The organism is Streptomyces mayteni (assembly GCF_054783955.1).
Genome location: NZ_BAAGPR010000040.1, coordinates 1 through 20601 on the forward strand (window position 1 = coordinate 1; position 20601 = coordinate 20601).

Sequence of the window (20601 nt, forward strand, 5' to 3'; positions counted from 1 at the left end):
CCTGCCCGCGCCATGCGGGCCTGCGGCCCGCGGGGCCGCTGCGGCGGCCGGAGTCGGACCTGGGCCCAGGCCGCGCGGCCAGCGCCTACCGGCGCGGAGCGCCGTGGTGCGTCGTCGCACGGCGGCCGATGGGCAGCCGGCGTTCCACGCTGCGGCCTCCTGCCCGCGCCATGCGGGCCTGCGGCCCGCGTGCGCGGCCCAGAGCGCCGCCCTTACAAGGCGGATGCGCAGCGGCAGAGGCCGGTGGTGGAGAGGAGCAGGGTGAGGGTGGCGAAGGTGGCTCGGGTCGTGTTCCAGGTGGTCCAGCGGGGGTGGTAGGAGGCCCAGTCGCCGCCGGCGGCCAGGGCGTCGTTGAGGGGGACGTTGACGGCGGCGGTGGGCAGGAAGGTGCCGAGCAGGTAGACGGCGGCGGCCAGCAGGAAGGCCCAGCCGGCGGATCGGTGGCCCGTCGCCAGGAGCAGTCCGCCCGCCGCGCCGGCGGTGAACGGGACCGCCGTGAAGGCGGTGAGGAACACCGGGTTGAGGATCCGCTCGTTGATCCGCCGCATGGCCTCGGCCGCCGCCTCGGGGTCGAGCGTGTCGAGGCCCGGCATCACCGCGACCGAGAAGCCGAAGAAGAGGCCGGCCATGGCGCCGGCGCCCACCAGGGTCAGGACGGCGGCGGTCAGGGTGAGGGAGCCGGTGGCCGCGGACGAGGTGGTGAGTTGCATGCCTCGATTCAACGGCCGCCCACCGGCCCCCGGCCATGGTCGGCAGGCTCGCCCGCATAAGCGGGCGTCTCACCCCCGCAGGTAGTTGTAGACCGTGGCCCGGGAGACGCCGAGCACCTCGGTGAGGGCGGTGGTGGCGTGTTTGACCTGGAGGAAGCCGCGGTCCCGCAGCTCGCGGACCAGCCGCCGCTTCTCCGCCGCGGGCAGCGCCCGCGGCGTGAGGCTGCCGTGCGTGGTGGCGAACTCCTCGGCCGCTGAGCGGAGTTCGTCCGTGGTGCGGGCGCGGAGGGTCTCGGTCGGTGGGCGGTCGGTCTCGTCCGTCCGCACCAGCTCGGCCAGCGCCCTGGCCGCGCCGCCGAGCACCGAGACGTCCAGGTTGAGGCAGATCGCGCCGACGTACTCGCCCGCGCCGTTGCGGATGCCGACGGAGGTGCTCTTGGCGGGGCGGCCGTCCGGGAAGCGGTTGGGGTAGTTCTGCAGGATCTCGGGGTAGTCGGGGTCCCGGATCCTGGCCAGGCCCAGCTCGGTGGCCGGGTCGCCGACCGCGCGGCCGGAGAGTCCGCCCTCGATGGCGCGGATGGCGTGCCGCGGGTCGCGCAGGTCGTGCAGCACCACCTCGCACACCCCGGGGAACATCCGGCCGAGCGCCGTGACGATCTTCTCGGCCTCGCGCAGCAGCACCTCGTCCTCGGTCACGAGTCGCTCCCGGCGTTCCCCGCGCGCCCGGCGTCCAGCAGGCGGCCCATCAGGTGCGGCGCCTTGAGGCCGCTGCCGGTGAGCAGCACCACCGTCGTCTCGCCGGGGCGGATCGCGCCGCGGGCGCGGAACGCGTCGACGGCCGCGGCGGCCGTGGCGCTGGTCGGTTCGGCGTAGAGGCCGGTGGCGGCGAGCCGGCGGACGGCCGCGGCGATGTCGGCCTCGGGGATCGCGACGGTGTCGCCGCCCGAGCGGCGGATGGCGGCCAGCACCTCGGGTGCCCTGACCGGCCGGCGGATGGCGGCGCCCTCGGCGATGGTGGGGGCGAACTCCGCGGGCGCCACGCCCTGGTGGGCGGCGTGCAGCGGCGCGCAGTTGGCCGGCTGGGCGACCAGCAGCCGGGGCCGGCGGGCGATCCGGCCGGCGGCGAGCAGTTCGCCGAAGCCCAGGTCGCAGCCGAGGACCAGGCTGCCGGCGCCGGCCACGGTGACGACCGCGTCGGGCGCGGTGAAGCCCAGGTCCTCCCACAGCTCGTAGGCGATGGTCTTGGTGCCCTGGAGGAACAGCGGGTGCCAGTTGTGGCTCGCGTAGACCGTGTGGGCGGCGCGGCGCAGCGCCTCGGCCGCCGTCGCGTCCCGGTCGCCTGGCACCTCCTCGACCTCGGCGCCGTAGGCCAGGGTCTGAAGGATCTTGGCCGGCGAGGTGCCGGCCGGCACGAGGATCCTGGCGCGGATGCCGGCCGCGGCGCAGTAGGCGGCGAGCGAGGCGCCGCCGTTGCCGGAGCTGTCCTCGACGACCTCGGTGACGCCGGCGGCGGCCAGGAACGAGACCAGTACGCCGACCCCGCGGTCCTTGAAGCTGCCGGTCGGGGCGAACCACTCCAGCTTGAAGCGGACGTCGGCGCCGCCCCACTCGCGGGCGACCAGCGGGGTGCGTCCCTCGCCGAGCGAGACGGGGCGTTCGACGGGGGTCGGCAGGGCGGCGCGGTAGCGCCACAGCGAGCGCTCCGCGGTGTCGACGTCGTCGGGCCCGAGGCCGGGGAGCGGGGTGACGGTCAGCGGCGCCCCGTCGTCGCCGCGCCAGCGGTCGGCGGTCAACGGGTAGGTGTGCCCGGTCCGTTCGTCGAGGTAGCGGGGTGTGGCGGTGGTCGACACGCGGGTGTGCCCCCTGTCCGGCGCGCTGGATGGTTCGGCCAACTCTGGAGAGTCTGTCCAATCGGGGGTGTGTCGTCAACCGGCGGCCGCCCTGGCATAGCGGCGGGCCAGGAGCGCGAAGGCGTCCCTGAGTTCGGCGGGACCGACGACCTCGACGTCGGCGTCGAACCTGCCGAAGGTGGCGGCGAGCCCCGCCCAGGACCAGGAGCCGAGCACCAGCCGGCAGCGCCCGGGGCCGAGCGCCTCGACGACCCCGTCGCCGGCGTAGGGGGAGACGTCGGCGGCCGGCAGGTCGAGGATCACCTCGCCCCGGCAGGGCCAGCCGTCCCGGCCCCGGAACCTGGCGGCCACGAAGGCGGCCACGTCCCCGCCCGGCAGCTCGCGCGGCGTGAACCGGGGCCCGGTGGGGGTGCGCGGGCTGATCCGGTCCACCCGGAAGGTGCGCCAGTCCGCCCGGTCCAGGTCCCAGGCGACCAGGTACCAGCGCCCGCCCCAGGTGACCACGTGGTGCGGCTCGGCCCGGCGCGGCGGGGCGTCATCACCGTGGTCGCCGTGGCCGCCGTAGTCGAAGCGCAGCACCTCGCGGGCGTGCACGGCGGCGCTGAGCGCCGTCAGCACGCCGCCGTCGACCCGGGGCTTGGTCGCCGGCCCCTCGACGGCGGTGACCTGGAGCGTGTCGACGCGGTGGCGCAGCCGCGCCGGCAGCACCTGCCGGACGGTGGTCAGCGCCCGGGCCGCGGCCTCCGCCAGGTCGGCGCCGCTCGCGGTGGCGACCCGGAGCGCGACGGCCAGCGCCACGGCCTGCTCGTCGTCGAAGAGCAGCGGCGGCAACGCCGAGCCGGCGCCCAGCCGGTACCCGCCGTCCGGACCCTTGCTGGCGACGATCGGATAGCCGAGCTCCCGCAGCCGGTCGACGTCGCGGCGCACCGTGCGCGGGCTGATCCCGAGCCGCTCGGCCAGCAGAGCCCCCGGCCAGTCCCGGCGGGCCTGGAGCAGCGAGAGCAGGGAGAGGAGGCGTGCTGAGGTCTTCGGCATGGGGCCGATTCTCCCGCGAGAAGCGGTCACATCCTGTCCGCTACCTCTGGCACGGTGGACGATGTCAGCTGATCCGCCCCACCGGAAGGCCCTCGATGACCGTGCTGGACGCCCGGGCACTGAACCGCGCGACGCTCGCCAGGCAGCTGTTGCTCGACCGCGCCGAGCTGCCGCCGCTCGACGCGGTCGCGCACCTCGGCGGCCTCCAGGCCCAGGAGCCGCAGGCGCCGTTCGTGGGCCTCTGGTCGCGGCTGCGCGGTTTCCGGCCCACGGCGCTCGACGAGCTGCTGAGCGCGCGGCAGGTGGTGCGGACCCGGCTCATGCGCTGCACCGTGCACCTCCTCACCGCCGAGGACGTGCTGGCCTGGTGGGCCAGGTACGAGCCCATGCTGCGGAAGCGCGCGGCCGGGGCCTACCGCCGCGAACTCGTCGGGGTGGACCTCGACGAACTCGCCGCGGCCGGCCGGGCGGTGCTGGCCGACGGCGTGCCCCGCTCGATGCGTGAGCTCGCCGGGGCCGTCGCCGACCGGTGGCCGTCCCCCGGGTCACGGGCGCTCGGCGAGGTGCTGGTCGCCGCCCTCGTCCCGGTGGCGCAGCTGCCGCCGCGCGGGCTGTGGCGCACCGGCGCCGGCGCGCGCTACCTGCCGCTCGACTCCTGGCTCGGCCGCGAGATCGACCCGCCGGCCGCGGCCGGCACCGACCCGATCGGTCAGGCGCTGGTCCGCCGCTATCTGGCCGCGTTCGGCCCGGCCACCACCGCCGACCTGCGCGCCTGGTGCGGCCTCGCCGGGCTGCCGGCCGCCGTGGCGGCGCTCCGCGACGAACTGGTCTCCTTCCGCGACGAGCACGGCCGCGAGCTGCTCGACCTGCCTGACGCGCCGCGCCCCGACCCCGAGACGCCCGCGCCGGTCAGGTTCCTGCCGGAGTTCGACAACGCGATCCTCGGCTACCAGGACCGCGGCCGGATCATCGACGACGCCCACCGCGGCCTGTCGGTCGCCGGCGCGCGCGTCGTGCTGGTCGACGGCCGGACCGCCGCGACCTGGAAGGTCACGGCGGGCACCGTGACCGTCACCCCGCTGCGCCGGCTCGCCGCCGCCGACCGCACCGCCGTCGCCGAGGAGGGCGGGCGGCTCGCCGCGTTCCTCTCCGACGCCGAGAGCGACCGGGTCACGGTCACCGATACTCCGCACTGAGCAGGTCGGGCGCTCCGTTTCGGTGTTGGGGCGCTTCAGTCCGGCGGCGCCCCAGCGGGGCGCGGGGAACTGGGCGACCAGCCACGACGGCGCCGCGGACGAGGAACGGCCCGTCGCGGCTCTTCCAGCGGAGCGTTTAGGCGGATCTCGGGGAGATCCGGTGAGAAGGGGAGGTCCGGCGAGAACGCGAAGGGCGGTGCCCCGGCGCACACCCTGCGCCGTGACACCGCCCCGCATCGGACGACCAGATGACGGTCAGCCGCCGCGGATGCCGCTCTCGAGGGAGCTGTCGGTCTCCTCCATGGCGTCCGCCGCGGTGTTGAGGAAGCCGCCCAGACCGTCGAGACCTTCCAGCATCTGCCGGGCACCGGTGGTGAACTCGGTGAAGGACTCGCCGAACGCCCGGCCGGAACGCGCCGAGTAGCCGTCCTCGATCAGGCCCTCGATGTAGCCGCGCAGCTCGTCGAGCTTCGCGTCCATGTTCTGGTACTCGGTCTTGAGCCGGTTGGCGGCTTCCCGCATCTGGTCGTAAGTGATATTCAGGTCGGCCACGAAGACCCCCTCCTCGATCTGCGGAGGCCCGTCCCCCCGCGGGATGTTGCTCTGTCTGACGCGGCGCACCGACTTCCCAGCGCGACCACGCACCTGGCAGCCTATGCCCGGGAAGCACGTGCTGACACCCCCGTCAAGGGTTCGTCCCCCGCGCCATCGTCACCAGTCTGGACGCGAGGGGGCGCGCGGCGGTTGCAGTCGTGCACGCCCGAATCCCGCCGTGGCGAAGGATGCGATTATGGGCATGTCCATCACGGACATGCAGGCAACGTAGGGCAGTAACGGGGAGGAGCGCCGTGCGTCTGACGCTGACAGTCGTCGACCCGGTGGGGGGACAAGCCGCCGACACCGTGGTCGACGCGGCCGCCGAGACTCGGCTCGCCGACCTGGCCCCGGAGTTCGCGCAGGTCGTGGGCTCCGGCGGCTACGGGGGCGAGCCCGTACATCTCTTCGCCAACGGCGAGTATCTGGATCCCTCGCTCACCCTCGCCCAGTCAACGCTGCGCGAGGGCAGCGTCGTCAGTCTCCACAACGCCAGTGGCTGTTGGCCGAGCGAGCCGGCGGGCGCCGTCGAACTCCGGGTCGTCGGCGGCCCGGCGGCCGGCGCCGTGCACCGCGTCGGCGTCGGCAAGGTCGAGGTCGGCAGCGGCCAGAACGTGCACGTCCGGGTCCAGGACCCGACCCTGCCGGAACGGGCCTTCACGCTGCGCGTCGCCGCCGACGCCACCGCCAAGGTCACCGTCTACACCGACAGCCAGCCGCTCATCGACGGCGAGCCCTTCGTGCACACCGAGGGCGACCGGGCCGACTGGAAGTTCGGCAAGCAGATCGCCATCGGCGACTCGCTGTTCGAACTCACCCCCTACGGCCCGCCGAACGCCGCCCTCAAGGTCTCGGAGGACGGCGCGGGGCTCGACTACAACCGGCCGCCCCGGCTGCTGCCGCCCGAGCGGGAGACCAAGTTCAACCTGCCGCGGCCACCCGGGGAGCGCGAACGCCGCCCGATGCCCTGGCTGATGGCCCTGCTGCCGATCGTCGGCGCCGTCGCCATGGCGTCGTTCACGGGCCGTTGGATCTTCCTCATGATGGCGTTCCTCAGCCCCATCATGCTGCTGTCCAACTACTTCATGGACAAGAAGCGCGGCCGGATCAGCCACGCCCAGAAGGTCGCCGAGTTCGAGCAGCGCAAGGCCAGGGTCGAGGCCGACGCCAGGACGGCGCTGATCGCCGAGCGGTTCGCCCGCCGGCACGCCGCGCCCGACCCGGCCACCGTGCTCGCCCAGGCCACCGGGCCGCGCACCCGGCTGTGGGAGCGCCGCCGCACTGACAACGACCACCTGCTGCTGCGCGTCGGCACCGCACCGCTCGACTCGGAGGTCATGCTCAACGACCCGATGCAGGACGACCACAAGCGGCAGGTCCTGTGGAAGATCGCCGACGCCCCCATCACGCTGCCGCTGCGCACCCTCGGCGTCATCGGCTTCGCCGGCCAGGGCGACACGGCGCGCGCCCTCGCCCGCTGGTCCATCGGGCAGCTCGCCGTGCTGCACAGCCACGTCGACGTCCAACTGTTCGTGCTCACCGACGGTTCAGGACAGCACAGCTGGAACTGGGTGCGCTGGCTGCCGCACTCCCGCCCGCTGCCCGAGCAGAACACCAACGTGCTGGTCGGCACCGACGCCGAGACCATCGGCGCCCGGATCGCCGAGCTGACCGCCCTGCTCGACGCCCGCCAGAAGGCCCGCAAGGAGGCCCGCAGCAAGGGCCAGACCACCTTCAAGGACCCCGACATCGTGGTGGTCTTCGACGGGTCACGGCGGATGCGGTCGCTGCCCGGCGTCATCCGGCTGCTCACCGAGGGCCGTGAGGCCTCCATGTTCGCGATCTGCCTGGACGACGAGGAGCGGTTCCTGCCGGGCGAGTGCCAGGCCGTCGTCGTCGCCGAGCCCAACCCGGACCGGATCGCCGACAGCGGCCCGCGCCAGGCCGGCTACGCCACCGGCTTCCACACCTTCCTCGCCACCCCGGGCGGCGCGCCGGCCGCCGGCCAGCCCACGCCGGGCACGGGCCAGCCCGTCTCCACCCTCACCCAGGTCGCCGACCGGCTGCGGGTCGAACAGGCCGGCGCCTGGCGGATCAGGGGCGTGCGCCCCGACTGGGTGCTGCCCGAGTGGTGCGAGCTGCTGTCCCGCGCCCTCGCCCCGATCCGCGACATCAGCGGCGAGTCCGAGGACGCGGCGCTGCCCTCGGCCAGCCGGCTGCTCGACGTCATCGAGATGGAGCCGCCCACCTCGGGCGCCATCGCCGCCCGCTGGCGGCTCGGCGGCCAGTCGACCGAGGCCGTCATCGGCGAGTCCTACGACGGTGCCTTCGCCATCGACCTGCGCCGCGACGGCCCGCACGGCCTGATCGCCGGCACCACAGGATCCGGCAAGTCCGAGCTGCTCCAGACGATCGTCGCCTCGCTCGCGGTGGCCAACACGCCCGAGAACATGACGTTCGTGCTGGTCGACTACAAGGGCGGCTCGGCGTTCAAGGACTGCGTGCAGCTGCCGCACACCGTCGGCATGGTCACCGACCTCGACAACTACCTGGTGGAGCGCGCCCTGGCCTCGCTCGGCGCCGAACTGACCCGCCGGGAACACATCCTGGCCGGCGTCGGCGCCAAGGACATCGAGGACTACCAGGACCTGCTGCGCCGCAACCCGGGCAGCCTGGCCCCGCTGCCCCGACTCCTCATCGTCATCGACGAGTTCGCCTCGATGGTCCGCGAACTGCCGGACTTCGTGAAGGGCCTGGTCAACATCGCCCAGCGAGGCCGCTCGCTCGGCATCCACCTGCTGCTCGCCACCCAGCGGCCGAGCGGCGTCGTCTCCCCGGAGATCCGCGCCAACACCAACCTGCGGATCGCGCTCCGGGTCACCGACGGCAGCGAGTCGACGGACGTCATCGACGCGCCGGACGCCGGCTTCATCGCCAAGTCCACACCGGGCCGCGCCTACGTCCGCCTCGGCGCCACCTCGCTCGTGCCGTTCCAGTCCGGGCGCGTCGGCGGCCGCCGCCCCGGCGCCGTCGACACCACGGTCTCCCGGCCCTGGCTCGGCCGCCTCGACTGGCACGACCTGGGGCGCGCCCAACTGCGCCGCCCGGCCGGGCAGAAGTCCGAGGAGGAGGAGATCACCGACCTCAAGGTGCTGGTCGACGCGGTCATCGAGGCCGACCAGCAGGTCGGCTACCCCAAGCAGCACAGCCCCTGGCTGCCCGCGCTGCCCGAGAAGACGCTGCTCGCCGAGCTCGAACACCCGGTCCCGGCCGGCGCGTTGCGGGCCGCCCCGTTCGGCGTCGAGGACCTGCCCGAGCAGCAGGCCAGGCGGTCGCTCGCCATCGACTTCAAGACGTTCAGCCACATGCTGGTCGGCGGCCAGCCGCGCAGCGGCCGCTCCCAGCTGCTGCGCACCATCGCCGGCTCCCTCGCCTGGGTGCACTCCGCGGCCGACGTGCACATCTACGGCATCGACTGCGGCAACGGCGCCCTCAACGCCCTGACCAAGCTGCCGAACTGCGGCGCCGTGGTCAGCCGCACCCAGATCGAGCGGGTCAGGCGGCTGCTGCGCCGGCTGCGCCAGGAGCTCGACCGGCGCCAGGAGCTGCTGGCCAGGGACGCCCTCGCCGACATCAGCGAGCAGCGCTCGGTGGCGGCCCAGGAGAACCGGCTGCCGCACATCGTGGTGCTCCTCGACCGCTGGGAGGGCTGGGGCAACACGCTGGGCGAGATCGACCACGGCGCCCTGACCGACGAGCTGTACACCCTGATGCGGGAGGGCGCGAGCGTCGGCATCCACCTGATCATCGCCGGCGACCGCACCGTGCTCTCCGGCCGGATCGCCACCCTCACCGAGGACCGGTACGCGCTGCGGCTCTCCGACCGCGGCGACTACACCAACGTCGGGCTCAGCGCCCGCAAGGTGCCGGAGAACATCCCGGACGGCCGGATGATCCGCAACCAGGTCGCCACCCAGATCCAGGTGGCGGTCCTCGCCGACGAGCTGTCGGGCCAGGCCCAGGCCGCGGCCCTGGAGGCCATCGGCGCCTGGGCCAACGAGCGGGACGCGGCCGTGCCGCGCGCCAAGCGGCCGCTGCGGGTCGACGTGCTGCCCAGCCGGCTCACCTTCGAGGACGCCTGGGAGATGCGCGACCCGGAGGCGTCCGAGTCCCGCCTGTGGGGCCTGGTCGGCGTCGGCGGCGACGAGTTGATGGGCTACGGCCCCGACCTCGGGCAGGGCACCCCGGCTTTCGTCGTCGGCGGCCCGGCCAAGTCCGGCCGCTCCACGGTGCTGACGATGCTCGCCAAGTCCTATCTGAAGCGCGGCATCCGGCTGGTCATCGCCGCGCCCCGGCCCTCGCCGCTGCGCGAACTGGCCGGCCAGGAGGGCGTGGTGCAGGTGTTCACCGGCGACAACCTCACCAACAAGGAGGTGCGCGAGGCGATGAGCACCTCCTCGCTCGCGGACCCCATCGTCTTCGTGATGGACGACGGTGAGGACCTGCGCCGCTGCGACGCCGGCGACGAGCTCAAGACCCTCCTCAACCAGGGCTCCGAGCTGGGCCGTTACCTGATCCTCGGCGGCGACGAGGCCGACCTGGGCAGCGGCTTCTCCGGCTGGCAGGTGGACGTCAAGAAGGCCAGGCGCGGCGTGCTGCTCTCGCCGAGCAGCCACCGGGTCGGCGAGCTGATCGGCGTCAAGCTGCCGCGCAGCGCCGCCGTCGAGCAGCCCACGCCAGGCAAGGGCATCCTGCACCTCGGCGACGGCACCCCGTTCACCGTGACGACGCCCGCGCCGTGACGCCCGAGGCGCCCCCGGCGGCCCCCCGGCCGCCGGGGACGCCCGTTCCCGCGGGTCAGCGGACCCGCCGGAAGAACCCGCGGACGTCGGCGACCAGCAGGTCCGGCGCCTCCATCGCCGCGAAGTGGCCGCCCCGGTCGAACTCCGACCAGTGGACGACGTGGTGCTCCCGCTCGGCCACCCGGCGGACCCCCGAGTCGCCGGGGAAGACCGCCACCCCGGTGGGCACCTCGGACCGCTCGACAGGCCGGCCCCAGTCGGCCGCGCCCTCCCGGTAGAGGCGGGCGGACGAGGCCGCGGTGCCGGTGAACCAGTAGACGCTGACGTCGGTGAGCAGCTGGTCGCGGTCCACCGCCTGCTCCGGCAGCTCGTGGGCCGGGTCGGTCCACTCCTTGAACTTCTCCACGATCCAGGCCAGTTGGCCGGCGGGCGAGTCGTGCAGGCCGAAGGCCAGGGTCTGCGGGCGGGTGGACTGGATCATGGCGTAGCCCGCGCGGTCCTGGTCGGCGTACTCGGCCAGCCTGGCCCGCTCGGCCGCGGTGAGCCCGACCGACTCGTCGGGGGCGAAGGTCGGGAAGCCGAGCGCGCCGTTGACGTGGACGCCGACCACGTGCCCGGGCGCGACCCGGCCGAGCTCCGGGGAGACCACCGCGCCGGTGTCGCCGCCCTGCGCGCCGTACCGGTCGTAGCCGAGGCGCCGCATCAACTCGGCCCAGGCACGGGCCACCCGGCTGGGGCTCCACCCCGTCTCACGGGTGGGCCCCGAGAAGCCGAAGCCGGGCAGCGAGGGCGCCACCACATGGAACGCGTCGGCCGGATCGCCGCCGTGGGCGCGCGGGTCGGTGAGCGGGCCGATGACCTTCAGGAACTCGACGACCGAACCTGGCCAGCCGTGCGTGAGGATCAGCGGGAGCGCGTCGGGCTCGGGGGAACGGACGTGCAGGAAGTGGATGTGCTGGCCGTCGATCTCGGTGGTGAACTGCGGGTACGCGTTGAGCGCCGCCTCCTGCTTCCGCCAGTCGTACCCGGTACGCCAGTACTCGGCCAACTCCCTCGCGTACGAGGAGGGCACGCCGTACGACCAGCCGGTGCCCGGCAGCTCGTCGGGCCAGCGGGTGCGGGCCAGGCGGTCGCGGAGGTCGTCCAGGTCGGCCTGCGGAACGTCGATGCGGAACGGTTCGATCTTCGTCATGCCCAGAACGCTAGAGACCCCCTAGGACAGATACGGTCCTAGCGGCCCGGCAGGATGGCACGCGTGATGGAGACCTCGGCTCGACTGCTCAGACTGCTCTCCCTCCTCCAGGCCCACCGGGACTGGTCGGGGACCGAACTGGCGGCGCGGCTCGGCGTCACCACCCGGACCGTACGGCGGGACGTGGACCGGCTCAGGGAACTCGGCTATCCCGTGCACGCCACGCCAGGCGCCCCCGGCTACCAGCTGGGCGCCGGCACCGACCTGCCCCCGCTGCTGCTCGACGACGACGAGGCCGTCGCGGTCGCGGTCGGGCTGCGGACGGCCGCCGGCGGCACCGTCGCCGGGATCGAGGAGGCGTCGGTCCAGGCGCTCACCAAGCTCGAACAGGTGCTGCCCGCGCGGCTGCGGCGCCGGGTGCACGCGCTGCGGTCGATGACCGTGCCCATGACGGGGGCGGCGGCGCCGGTGGACGCCGAGGTGCTGACGGCCATCGCCGCGGCCTGCCGGGACCACGAGGTGCTGCGCTTCGACTACCGGTCGCACCAGGGAGTGGAGAGCCGCCGTTCCACCGAGCCGCACCGGCTCGTCCACTCGGGGCGCCGCTGGTACCTGGTGGGCTGGGACGTCGACCGGGCGGACTGGCGGACCTACCGGGTCGACCGGCTGCGGCCGAGGACGCCGAACGGGCCGCGCTTCGTCCCCCGCGACCCGCCGGGCGAGGACCTCGCGGCCTACACCTCCCGGGCGATCTCCAGCGCCCCCTACCGCTACCAGGCGCGCCTCACCATGCACGCCCCCGCGGAGACCGTGCGCCGGCGCGTCGCGCCCACGGTGGGGACGGTGGAACCCGTCGACGCGGAGACCTGCGTCCTCACGTGCGGTGCGAACAGCCTCGACGAGATCGTCGTCTGGGTCGCCCTGACGGACATCGGGTTCGAGGCGCACGAGCCCCCGGAACTGGTCGAGCGGATCGGCGTGCTGGCCGATCGGCTCCGGGCGGCGTCGGGGAGGAGCGGGCGGTGACCTGGGCACCTGTCCGGGCGCCTATCGGCCCAGCTCGCGTAACGCGTTTCTGGCCAGGGTCAGTTCCTCGAGCCGGGTCTCGATCTGGCGTAACTGCGCCGCGATCAGATCCGCCACCGCGCCGGTGGGCGGCTGGCCGCTGTCCCGGATCGTGAGCACGTCGCGGATCTCGGCCAGGCTGAGCCCGGCCGCCTGGGCGCCTCGGATGAAGACCAGCCGGTCGGCGCTCTCGGACGGGTAGTCCCGGTAGCCGGAGGGCGTGCGCGGGGGCTCGGGAAGCAACCCGGCCCGCTCGTAGAACCGGATGGTCTTGGCGGTCACCCCCGCCGCGTGTGCCAGCGTGCCAATACGCATGTCTCCAAGGATATGGACGTGACAAGAGCCGGGATTCGGCCACGGGACGCCCCGGCGCAGGTCAGCCGAGCTCCGCGGTGGCCAGGAACTGGGTGGCCGCCAGCTCGGCGTAGAGCGGGCTGCCGGCGACCAGTTCGCCGTGGGTGCCGACCGCCTGGATCCGGCCGGCGTCCATCACCACGATCCGGTCGGCCGAGGTCACCGTGGACAGCCGGTGGGCCACCACCAGCACCGTGGTCTCCCTCGCCACCTCCGCCACCGTGTCGCGCAGCGCCGCCTCGTTCACCGCGTCCAGCTGGGAGGTGGCCTCGTCCAGCAGCAGCAACCGCGGCCGGCGCAGCAGCGCCCTGGCTATGGCCACCCGCTGCCGCTCGCCGCCCGAGAGCTTGGTGCCGCGGTGGCCCACCACCGTGTCGAGCCCGTCGGGCAGGCGGGCCGCCAGGCCGTCGAGCCGGGTGGTGCGCACGGCCTCCCGCAGCGCCTCCTCCTCGGTGTCGGGGGCGCCGAACAACAGGTTCTCCCGGAGGGTGCCGGAGAGCACCGGCGCGTCCTGCTCCACGTAGCCGATGGCGCCCCGGAGCTCCGTGAGGTCCCAGGCCGCCACGTCGACGCCGTCGACCGAGACCCGGCCCTCGGTCGGGTCGTAGAACCGCTCGATGAGCGAGAAGACGGTGGTCTTGCCCGCGCCCGACGGGCCGACGAAGGCGGTCATGCCGCGCGAGGGAACGGTGAAGGTGACGCCGTGGTGGATCTCCGGCAGCCCCTCCGCGTAGCGGAAGCGCACGCCCTCGAAGGAGACCGAGGCCGGCGCCAGGGCCGCGCCTGGCGCCCGCGCCGGGACCGCGCCGCCGTCCGGCTCGGCGGGCAGCGCGGCCACCTCCTGGATCCGGCTGATCGCCGCCGCGCCCACCTGGTACTGGGTGACCGCCTGCACGACCTCCTGGATCGGGGCCATCAGATAGAAGACGTACAGCAGGAACGCCACCAGCGTGCCGACCGAGATGCTGTCCGTGGCCACCCGGGCGCCGCCCACCGCGAGCACCGTGATGAACGCGATCTGCATCGAGAGCCCCGCCGTGTTGCCGGCCAGCGCCGACCACTTGGCGGCCCGCACGCTCTCCCGCCAGGACGCCTCGGCCGCCCGGCGCACGGACTCCTCCTCGCGCCGCTCGGCGCCCGACGCCTTCACCGTGCGCAGCGCGCCGAGCACTCGCTCCAACGCCGCGCCCATCTGCCCCACCGACTCCTGGGCCCGCTTGCTCGCCCGGTTGATCAGCGGGACGATGAGACCGATCACGACGGCCGCCAGCGCGATCACCGAAAGGGTCACGCCGAGCAGCACCAGGTCGACGAAGCACATCATCACCAGGGTGGCGACCAGCGTGAGGCCGCCGGTGCCGAAGCCGACCAGCGAGTTGGTGGTCATGGCCCGCAACAGGGTGGTGTCCGAGGTGGCGCGGGAGAGCAGGTCGCCCGGCTCCGTGCCGTCCACCGCGGAGATCCGCAGCCGGACGAGGAGGCCGATGAGCGAGCGTCTGGCGGTCAGCACCACCGACTCCGCGGTGCGCTGGAGCACATAGGAACCCAGAGCCCCCACTCCCGCGTTGACGATCACGAGGACGCTCATCAGCACTAGGGCGGCCCCGATCGCGCCGTCGTCCGACAGGTTCTCGATCAGGTTCCTGGCCACCAGCGGCAGGGCGAGCCCCGTGGCGCTGGTGACCAGCGAGAGCAGGGCACCGCCCAGCAGCGCGCCACGATGGGGCCGCACATAACCGAGCAGCACCCGCCAGGCCGGCGGGTCGGTACGACGATCGGAAGGTGGCTCGACCGGCGGTTCGGTCGGCGAGCCGGCGGACGGGGCGGGCGCGGAGTCCGTGCTGGTGGTGGCCACCTGGGAAGCCTTTCAGATCGGGGGCGCTCACCACCCCTCCTTTTTGTGAAGACGCGGCTTGCGCGCCGTGGGTTGTTTGCGCCGGCGCACGCCCTGCACGGTCGCCACACAACAGCCGCCGCCTTGCATGCCGAGATGGCGACTGTTTGAATTTGGCCCCTGCTGCCCTGGCGTTGCGAACCGGCACCCCCGTGGCGCGCGTTGAGCAGGTGGGTCGGCTGTGCCGAGCTCCCCGGCCGGGGTTGGGTTGGTGTGCTCGGTCGACTCCCGGGTGGTTGCCTGGGCGCTGTGTGCATCCACGTCGCATTTTCTCGGGAGTTGAACCATGCAGATACCGGCGGCGGCGGTGGCGTGCCTCGTGGTGGCCTCGGTGGCGGCGGTGTTCCTCGCCGTCCTCTGGCCACCCCGGCGTCGGATGGTCGCGGGCCTCCGGCGCAGGGCAGACACCGCGGACGCGGAGCTTGCCGTGCTGCGGGGCCGATTGTCCGAGGCCGAGCGGCGCGAGCAGATGATGTGGGCCGAGATCGGCCATCTGGCCAAGACCCGGATGCCCGCCCTGGCCCGCAACTCCCGACATCCCCACATCCGGGTGCCGGGGCCGCTCCAGCCCGAACTGGCGGGCGGCGCGGCGGGGGCCACCCTGGACACCGTCCTCGACCAGGCGACCAGGGCGATTCTCGACGAACGCGCGCGGATCGACGGCGCGGCACAGTCCGCGATGCGCGGTGCTACCACCAAACTGCAGACGATGTGCTACCAGATGCAGACCGCGGTGGACGAACTGCTGCACAAGTACGACGATCCCGACCTCGCCGAGAAGCTGGCCGCCCTCGACTACCTCAACGAGCAGATCCTGCGCCGCCTCCAGGCCACCCGCGTGGTCTGTGGCGCCGGCGCCGGTCTGGTGCGGACCAAGACGCTGCTGCCCGACCTGGTGCTCGGCGCCAGCTCCCGCATCCCGAGCTACGACCGGGTGCGGATCGACAACCACCTGCCGCGCGCCGTCGCCGTCGCCGACCGGGCCGCCGAGTCCGTGGCCGTCGTGGTGGCCGAGCTGCTGGCCAACGCCGTGCACCACTCGCACGGTTCGCTGCCGGTCGAGGTCGGCCTGCACCAGGCGCACAACGGCGCCGTCGTCGTGGTGAACGACGCCGGCATCGGGATGAACGCCGACGAGTTCGGCAAGGCGCGGCGGCTGCTCACCGGCGAGGCCAAGGTCTTCCTCTCCGAGCTCGGCGACCCGCCGGCCACCGGCTTCGCCGCCATCGGCCAGCTCTGCAAGCAGTTCGGCTTCAAGGTCTCCGTCGAGCCCTCGCACTACGCGGGCATCAAGGCGGTGCTCTTCATCCCGGGCGACCTGCTGCACGCGGTCTCCGGCGAGGCGCCGCGCTCGCTGATCGCGCCGAGCCCCGCGCCGAGCGGAGCGGCGCCCCACCTGCCGACGGCCCCCGTGCCCTACGTGCCGGCGCCGCCGACCATGCGGACGGCCTCCTCCCAGTCGCCGGCCTCGATGGCACCGCTCGGCTTCGCGCCCGCCTCGTTCGGCTCCCCGGTGGCGCCACCGGCGCCATCGGCGCCGATGGCCCCCATGCCGCCCGCCGAGGCGCCGCCGACGGCCTGGCCGGTGAGCCGGCCGCCGGCACCCGAGGCCGCGGAGGAACCGCCCGCGGCCGACGAGTCGGCGGACGCCGACGCCGCGCTGCCCGGGCTGCCACAGCGCCGGCACCGCCGCCCCGACCGGTCGGCCAGGCACGCGGCGCAGAGCCCGGCGCCACCGGACATGTACCACCGCGACCCCGAGGACGCCGCGTCCCGGATGGGCGCGCTGCAGCGTGGCACGGCGCGCGGGCGCGCGGAGATCGGCGAGGAGCCCGCCGTCACCCCCGCAGATGATGCGGACCAGTCAGAGAGGGATAGCCGATGAATGCCCGAGTGCCCGTCAGCAGGCCGAAGGTCGACCTGTCGTTCGTCCTGACCCCCATCCTGGAGATCCCCAACGTCCAGCACGCCATGGTGGTCACGGCGGACGGCTTCTTCGAGGCCCACTCGGGGATGGACGCGGAGACGGCCGAGAAGCTGTCCGCCGTGCTCGCCTCCCTGCTGGCGTCCAGCCGTGGCACCAGCCACACCTACTTCGGCGGCCGCTCCCTGCTGCGCCTCGTGATGGTCGAGACCTACGAGGGGTACGTGTTCGTGATCCCGGCCGCCGAGAACACCTACCTCGCCGTGTTCACCGGCCCCAACGTGGCCATGGACAACGTGAGTTACGAGATGCAGAAGCAGGTCCAGACGCTGGGCAAGGCCATGGGCAGCCCGCCGCGCGCCGACCTCGGCGCGCCCCGGGGCGGCGGAGACGGCTTCCCGGCATGAACCGGCGGCTGATTCCGCCGTACGTGTGGACCGGCGGCCGTACCCGTCCCAGCCGGAACGTGCTCGACCGGCTGACCGTGCTGCGCGCGGCGACCGACCAGGTGCCCGCCAGCCTGTCCCCGGCCGGCCGGCGGGTGCTGGAGATACTGCTCGACGGGGCCCTGCCGTTGGCGGAGGTCGCCGCCCATCTGACCCTGCCCGTCAGTTTCGTCAAGGTCGTGGTCAGCGACCTCTTCGACGAGGGCTGGCTGATCGTCAGGGCGCCCACCCCCGCGCAGGACGACCACATGCCAGACCAGCAGCTTCTCGAAAGGGTGATCCGTGGACTCCGCGCGCTCCAGTAGTGGCATCTACCTGCGCAACCCTGACCAGCGCCTGGTGAAGGTCATCGTCAGCGGCCCGTTCGGCGTCGGCAAGACCACGATCATCAACACCCTCTCCGACATCCCGCCGTTGCGCACCGAGGAGGTCATGACGGCCACCGGCGCGGTGGTCGACCACCTGGAGGGGGTCCGCGACAAGACCACCACGACCGTCGGACTCGACTACGGCCGCATGTCGTTGAGCGACGACCTGGCCCTCTGCCTCTTCGGCACCCCGGGCCAGAAGCGGTTCCACGCCCTGTGGGAGGACCTGACCCAGGGCGCCCTCGGGGCGTTGATACTGGCCGACACCCGGCGCATCGCCGACTCCTACGAGGTCATGGGGCTGATCGAGGAGCAGGAGATCCGCTACGCGGTGGCGCTGAACGTCTTCCCCGACTCGCCCCAGTACCCCGAGGAGGAGCTGCGGGGGGCCCTCGACCTGGCCCCGGAGACCCCCCTCATCACCTGCGACGCGCGCGACCGGAGTTCGTCCCTGGCCGCGCTGCTGGGGCTCGCCGAGCATCTGCTGAACCTTCCCGTTCTGGAGCAGTCGTGACCCACCCAACACCGGGGCCCGCACCGCAGGCAGCCGACGCCCGAGGCCCGGTCCCCCTCTACGGGCCGGACTTCGCCGAGAACCCGCGCGCGGTCTACACCCGGCTGCGCGAGTTCGGCGCGTGCGCCCCGGTGGAGCTGGCGCCCGGGGTGGTCGCCACCCTGGTCACCAGCTATCGCGCCGCCCTCGAGGTGCTGCACGACACCGAGACGTACTCGAAGGACCCGCGGGTGTGGCAGCACACCGTCCCGCAGGACAGCCAGATCCTGCCGATGATGGCCTGGCGGCCCAACCTGCTCTACAACGACGGCGACATGCACACCCGTTACCGGCAGGCGGTCACCGACAGCCTCGACCTGATCGAGCCGCACGACCTGCGCGAGATGGTGCACAGGTCGGCCGACCGGCTGATCCAGAACTTCGCGCAGCGCGGCGAGGCGGAGCTGATCGGCGAGTACGCCCGGGTGCTGCCGCTGCTGATCTTCAACGAGCTGTTCGGCCTGCCCGACTCCTACAGCGCCCGGCTGGTCTCCGCGATGACCAGCCTGCTGGACTCCAGCGCGCCGGACGCGGCCATCACGGCCATAAACGATCTCAACGCCTACATGGGCAACCTGACGACGCTCAAGCGGGAGCAGCCGCGCGAGGACCTCACCTCCTGGCTGCTCCAGCACCCGGCCGAGCTGACCGAGGAGGAACTCGTCTGGCAGCTGCTGATGGTGACCACGGCCGGCCACGAGCCGACCGCCAACCTCATCGGCAACGCGCTGGCCAGGATGCTCTCCGACTCGCGCTACTACCGCACGCTCTCCGCCGGTTCGCTCTCCTCCTCCGACGCCATCGTCGACGTGCTGTGGAACGATCCGCCGATGGCCAACTACTCGACCCACTTCCCGCGTCGTGACGTCGACCTGCACGGCACCTGGATCCCGGCCGGCACCCCGGTGCTGGTCTCCTACGCCGCCGCGAACGCCGGCGCCGCCGCCGAACTGCCGCCCGGCTCCCGGGCGGACGCCGGCGCCCACCTGGCGTTCGCCGCCGGGCCGCACGGCTGCCCGGCCAAGCAGCCGGCCGTGATGATCGCGACCACCGCCATCGACCGACTGACCAGTTGGCTGGTGGACATCACGCTCTCCGTTCCGTACGAGGAGCTGGCGTGGCGTCCCGGCCCCTTCCACCGGGGTCTGGTCTCCCTGCCCGCCCGCTTCACGCCGATCGCCCCGGATCAGAAGGGGACCAGCCCGTGGACGTCGAACCTCGAGTCGTCGATCCCAGCGGAAGCGACCTCCGAGCCGATTCCGCAGCCCTCCGCGACGCCGGCCCCGCAGGCCCGATAACCCTGCCAGGGGACGCCGAGGCCTGGCTGATAACCCGGCACCCCCTGGTCAAGCGGCTGTTCGGTGCCCCCGGGTCTCGGGGGGCGGTGACGGCCTAGGGCCTGTCTTCCGGATCTTCGTGGGGCCGCGACGCCAGCTACGGCACCTCGCCGCGTTACCCCACGCCGCGGAGCGGCATGTCAGGCGCCGCGCGCGAATACGGCCACGTATGAGCTGCGCCGCGGTCGATGTGCGGCTCCGCCGCGTGGGGCGCCTTGCGCGAAGCGAATGGGGGCACTCCCCCAAGCACTCCGTGCAGGGGGCACCCCCACCCAGGCCGCCAGGCCTGGGGGAGCCAAGGCCTGATCCACGAAGATCCAAAAGACAGGCCCTAGCCGGTTCAGCCGGCGGCGAGGACCTGGCGTTGCCGGCCGAGCCCCTCGATCTCGATCTCCATCACGTCGCCCGGCGCGAGATAGGGGTAGCGGCCGGAGAGCGCGACGCCCTGCGGGGTGCCGGTGTTGACGATGTCGCCGGGTTCGAGCACCAGGTACTGGCTGAGGTGGTGCACCAGCGTGGCCACCGAGAAGATCATGTCGGCGGTGGACGAGTCCTGCCGGACCTCGCCGTTGACGAACGAGCGCAGCCGCAGCGCCTGCGGGTCGGGCACCTCGTCGGCCGGCACCAGGTACGGCCCGAGCGGGTTGAACGTCTCGCAGCACTTGCCCTTGGACCACTGGCCGCCCGAGTGCTCCGTCTGGAAGGCGCGCTCCGAGACGTCGTTGGAGACGGCGTAGCCGGCGACGTGGGCCAGCGCCTCGGCCGGCGAGTCGAGGTAGCGGGCCCGGCGGCCGATCACCACGGCCAACTCCACCTCCCAGTCGGTCTTCTCCGAGCCGCGGGGGATCAGCACCGCGTCGAAGGCGCCGACCACGGTGTTCGGGGTCTTGAAGAAGAGGACCGGCTGCTCGGGCGGCGCGCTGCCCGACTCGGCCGCGTGCGCCGCGTAGTTCATGCCGACGCAGAGCACCGCGCCGGGGCGGGCCACCGGAGGCCCGAGCCGCAGGCCCTCGGAGTCGATGGCCGGCAACTCGCCGGCGGCCAGCGCGCGACGGGTGGCGGCGATCCCGTCGGCGGCCAGGAACCGGCCGTCGATGTCGGGGGTGAGTGGGGTGAGGTCGTGGGCCTGGTCGGTGTCGTCGAGGACGGCGGGACGTTCGGCGCCGGGCTCGCCGAGGCGGACGAATCGCATGTCGCGGTGGCTCCAGAGGTCGCGGACAACTGCCGCACCATGCGTACCACCCGATCGGCGCCGGCGTCACGGGTGCGTACGCCGGAGAC

General features: G+C 73.4%; 17 protein-coding genes. 8 read left to right on the forward strand and 9 right to left on the reverse strand.

The window, feature by feature from the left end:
- Nucleotides 1-212: 212 nt before the first annotated feature.
- The 4 genes from ACYVPE_RS18960 to ACYVPE_RS18975 form a co-directional block, all read right to left on the reverse strand.
- Nucleotides 213-710 (reverse strand): anthrone oxygenase family protein, encoded by a 498-nt coding sequence (locus ACYVPE_RS18960; RefSeq protein WP_461034822.1) that lies wholly within the window; start codon nt 708-710, stop codon nt 213-215.
- A 69-nt stretch (nt 711-779) separates the two neighbouring features.
- Nucleotides 780-1406: a helix-turn-helix transcriptional regulator gene (locus ACYVPE_RS18965; protein ID WP_461034823.1), complete on the reverse strand. Its 627-nt coding sequence runs from the start codon at nt 1404-1406 to the stop codon at nt 780-782.
- Nucleotides 1403-2560 (reverse strand): pyridoxal-phosphate dependent enzyme, encoded by a 1158-nt coding sequence (locus tag ACYVPE_RS18970; RefSeq protein ID WP_461034824.1) that lies wholly within the window; start codon nt 2558-2560, stop codon nt 1403-1405. The genes ACYVPE_RS18965 and ACYVPE_RS18970 overlap by 4 nt, the downstream gene beginning before the upstream one ends.
- A 75-nt stretch (nt 2561-2635) precedes the next feature.
- The gene (locus tag ACYVPE_RS18975) at nt 2636-3595 is read right to left on the reverse strand and encodes a helix-turn-helix transcriptional regulator (protein WP_461034825.1); all 960 of its coding nucleotides are present in this window, start codon (nt 3593-3595) and stop codon (nt 2636-2638) included.
- 95 nt (nt 3596-3690) lie between these two features.
- Here ACYVPE_RS18975 and ACYVPE_RS18980 point away from each other — a divergent pair, with 95 nt between their 5' ends.
- On the forward strand, nt 3691-4791 hold the full coding sequence (locus ACYVPE_RS18980; protein ID WP_461034826.1) for a winged helix DNA-binding domain-containing protein: 1101 nt from the start codon (nt 3691-3693) through the stop codon (nt 4789-4791).
- 255 nt (nt 4792-5046) lie between these two features.
- Here ACYVPE_RS18980 and ACYVPE_RS18985 read toward each other — a convergent pair whose 3' ends face one another.
- Entirely contained in the window at nt 5047-5343 is a 297-nt protein-coding gene (locus ACYVPE_RS18985; RefSeq protein ID WP_461034827.1) for a WXG100 family type VII secretion target, read from the reverse strand.
- Nucleotides 5344-5639: 296 nt separating this feature from the next.
- On the opposite strand from ACYVPE_RS18985, the gene ACYVPE_RS18990 reads away from it, so the two are divergent.
- On the forward strand, nt 5640-10187 hold the full coding sequence (locus ACYVPE_RS18990) for an FtsK/SpoIIIE domain-containing protein (RefSeq protein WP_461034828.1): 4548 nt from the start codon (nt 5640-5642) through the stop codon (nt 10185-10187).
- Nucleotides 10188-10242: 55 nt separating this feature from the next.
- Here ACYVPE_RS18990 and ACYVPE_RS18995 read toward each other — a convergent pair whose 3' ends face one another.
- Entirely contained in the window at nt 10243-11379 is a 1137-nt protein-coding gene (locus ACYVPE_RS18995; RefSeq protein ID WP_461034829.1) for an epoxide hydrolase family protein, read from the reverse strand.
- Between the two features lie 63 nt (nt 11380-11442).
- On the opposite strand from ACYVPE_RS18995, the gene ACYVPE_RS19000 reads away from it, so the two are divergent.
- Entirely contained in the window at nt 11443-12405 is a 963-nt protein-coding gene (locus ACYVPE_RS19000; protein ID WP_461034830.1) for a helix-turn-helix transcriptional regulator, read from the forward strand.
- A 21-nt stretch (nt 12406-12426) separates the two neighbouring features.
- Here the strand turns inward: ACYVPE_RS19000 and ACYVPE_RS19005 are convergent, their stop codons facing one another.
- Together ACYVPE_RS19005 and ACYVPE_RS19010 are read right to left on the reverse strand one after the other, a co-directional pair.
- A complete protein-coding gene (locus ACYVPE_RS19005; protein ID WP_461034831.1) occupies nt 12427-12759 on the reverse strand; it encodes a heavy metal-responsive transcriptional regulator in 333 nt (110 codons plus the stop codon).
- A 61-nt stretch (nt 12760-12820) separates the two neighbouring features.
- Nucleotides 12821-14545 carry an ABC transporter ATP-binding protein gene (locus tag ACYVPE_RS19010; RefSeq protein WP_461034863.1) on the reverse strand — a complete coding sequence of 575 codons (1725 nt, stop codon included), beginning with the start codon at nt 14543-14545 and terminating at the stop codon, nt 12821-12823.
- Between the two features lie 433 nt (nt 14546-14978).
- On the opposite strand from ACYVPE_RS19010, the gene ACYVPE_RS19015 reads away from it, so the two are divergent.
- Genes ACYVPE_RS19015 through ACYVPE_RS19035 form a run of 5 tightly spaced genes read left to right on the forward strand, consistent with a single transcriptional unit; the run spans nt 14979 to nt 19281 of the window.
- Nucleotides 14979-16577: an ATP-binding protein gene (locus ACYVPE_RS19015; protein ID WP_461034832.1), complete on the forward strand. Its 1599-nt coding sequence runs from the start codon at nt 14979-14981 to the stop codon at nt 16575-16577.
- A complete protein-coding gene (locus ACYVPE_RS19020) occupies nt 16574-17023 on the forward strand; it encodes a roadblock/LC7 domain-containing protein (RefSeq protein WP_461034833.1) in 450 nt (149 codons plus the stop codon). The genes ACYVPE_RS19015 and ACYVPE_RS19020 overlap by 4 nt, the downstream gene beginning before the upstream one ends.
- A complete protein-coding gene (locus tag ACYVPE_RS19025) occupies nt 17020-17367 on the forward strand; it encodes a DUF742 domain-containing protein (protein ID WP_461034834.1) in 348 nt (115 codons plus the stop codon). Before ACYVPE_RS19020 ends, ACYVPE_RS19025 begins: the two co-directional genes overlap by 4 nt.
- Nucleotides 17345-17944, forward strand: coding sequence for a GTP-binding protein (locus ACYVPE_RS19030; RefSeq protein WP_461034835.1), 600 nt, complete (start codon nt 17345-17347; stop codon nt 17942-17944). Before ACYVPE_RS19025 ends, ACYVPE_RS19030 begins: the two co-directional genes overlap by 23 nt.
- The gene (locus tag ACYVPE_RS19035; RefSeq protein ID WP_461034836.1) at nt 17941-19281 is read left to right on the forward strand and encodes a cytochrome P450 family protein; all 1341 of its coding nucleotides are present in this window, start codon (nt 17941-17943) and stop codon (nt 19279-19281) included. The genes ACYVPE_RS19030 and ACYVPE_RS19035 overlap by 4 nt, the downstream gene beginning before the upstream one ends.
- A gap of 379 nt (nt 19282-19660) precedes the next feature.
- Here the strand turns inward: ACYVPE_RS19035 and ACYVPE_RS19040 are convergent, their stop codons facing one another.
- The gene (locus ACYVPE_RS19040) at nt 19661-20512 is read right to left on the reverse strand and encodes a fumarylacetoacetate hydrolase family protein (protein ID WP_461034837.1); all 852 of its coding nucleotides are present in this window, start codon (nt 20510-20512) and stop codon (nt 19661-19663) included.
- Between the last annotated feature and the right edge of the window lie 89 nt (nt 20513-20601).

Excerpts from the sequence above, each read along its gene's own strand:
- ACYVPE_RS18960 (WP_461034822.1), bottom strand. The coding sequence starts at position 710 with ATGCAACTCACCACCTCGTCCGCGGCCACCGGCTCCCTCACCCTGACC.
- ACYVPE_RS18975 (WP_461034825.1), bottom strand. The coding sequence starts at position 3,595 with ATGCCGAAGACCTCAGCACGCCTCCTCTCCCTGCTCTCGCTGCTCCAG.
- ACYVPE_RS18980 (WP_461034826.1), top strand. The coding sequence starts at position 3,691 with ATGACCGTGCTGGACGCCCGGGCACTGAACCGCGCGACGCTCGCCAGG.
- ACYVPE_RS18995 (WP_461034829.1), bottom strand. The coding sequence starts at position 11,379 with ATGACGAAGATCGAACCGTTCCGCATCGACGTTCCGCAGGCCGACCTG.
- ACYVPE_RS19005 (WP_461034831.1), bottom strand. The coding sequence starts at position 12,759 with ATGCGTATTGGCACGCTGGCACACGCGGCGGGGGTGACCGCCAAGACC.
- ACYVPE_RS19015 (WP_461034832.1), top strand. The coding sequence starts at position 14,979 with ATGCAGATACCGGCGGCGGCGGTGGCGTGCCTCGTGGTGGCCTCGGTG.
- ACYVPE_RS19020 (WP_461034833.1), top strand. The coding sequence starts at position 16,574 with ATGAATGCCCGAGTGCCCGTCAGCAGGCCGAAGGTCGACCTGTCGTTC.
- ACYVPE_RS19025 (WP_461034834.1), top strand. The coding sequence starts at position 17,020 with ATGAACCGGCGGCTGATTCCGCCGTACGTGTGGACCGGCGGCCGTACC.
- ACYVPE_RS19040 (WP_461034837.1), bottom strand. The coding sequence starts at position 20,512 with ATGCGATTCGTCCGCCTCGGCGAGCCCGGCGCCGAACGTCCCGCCGTC.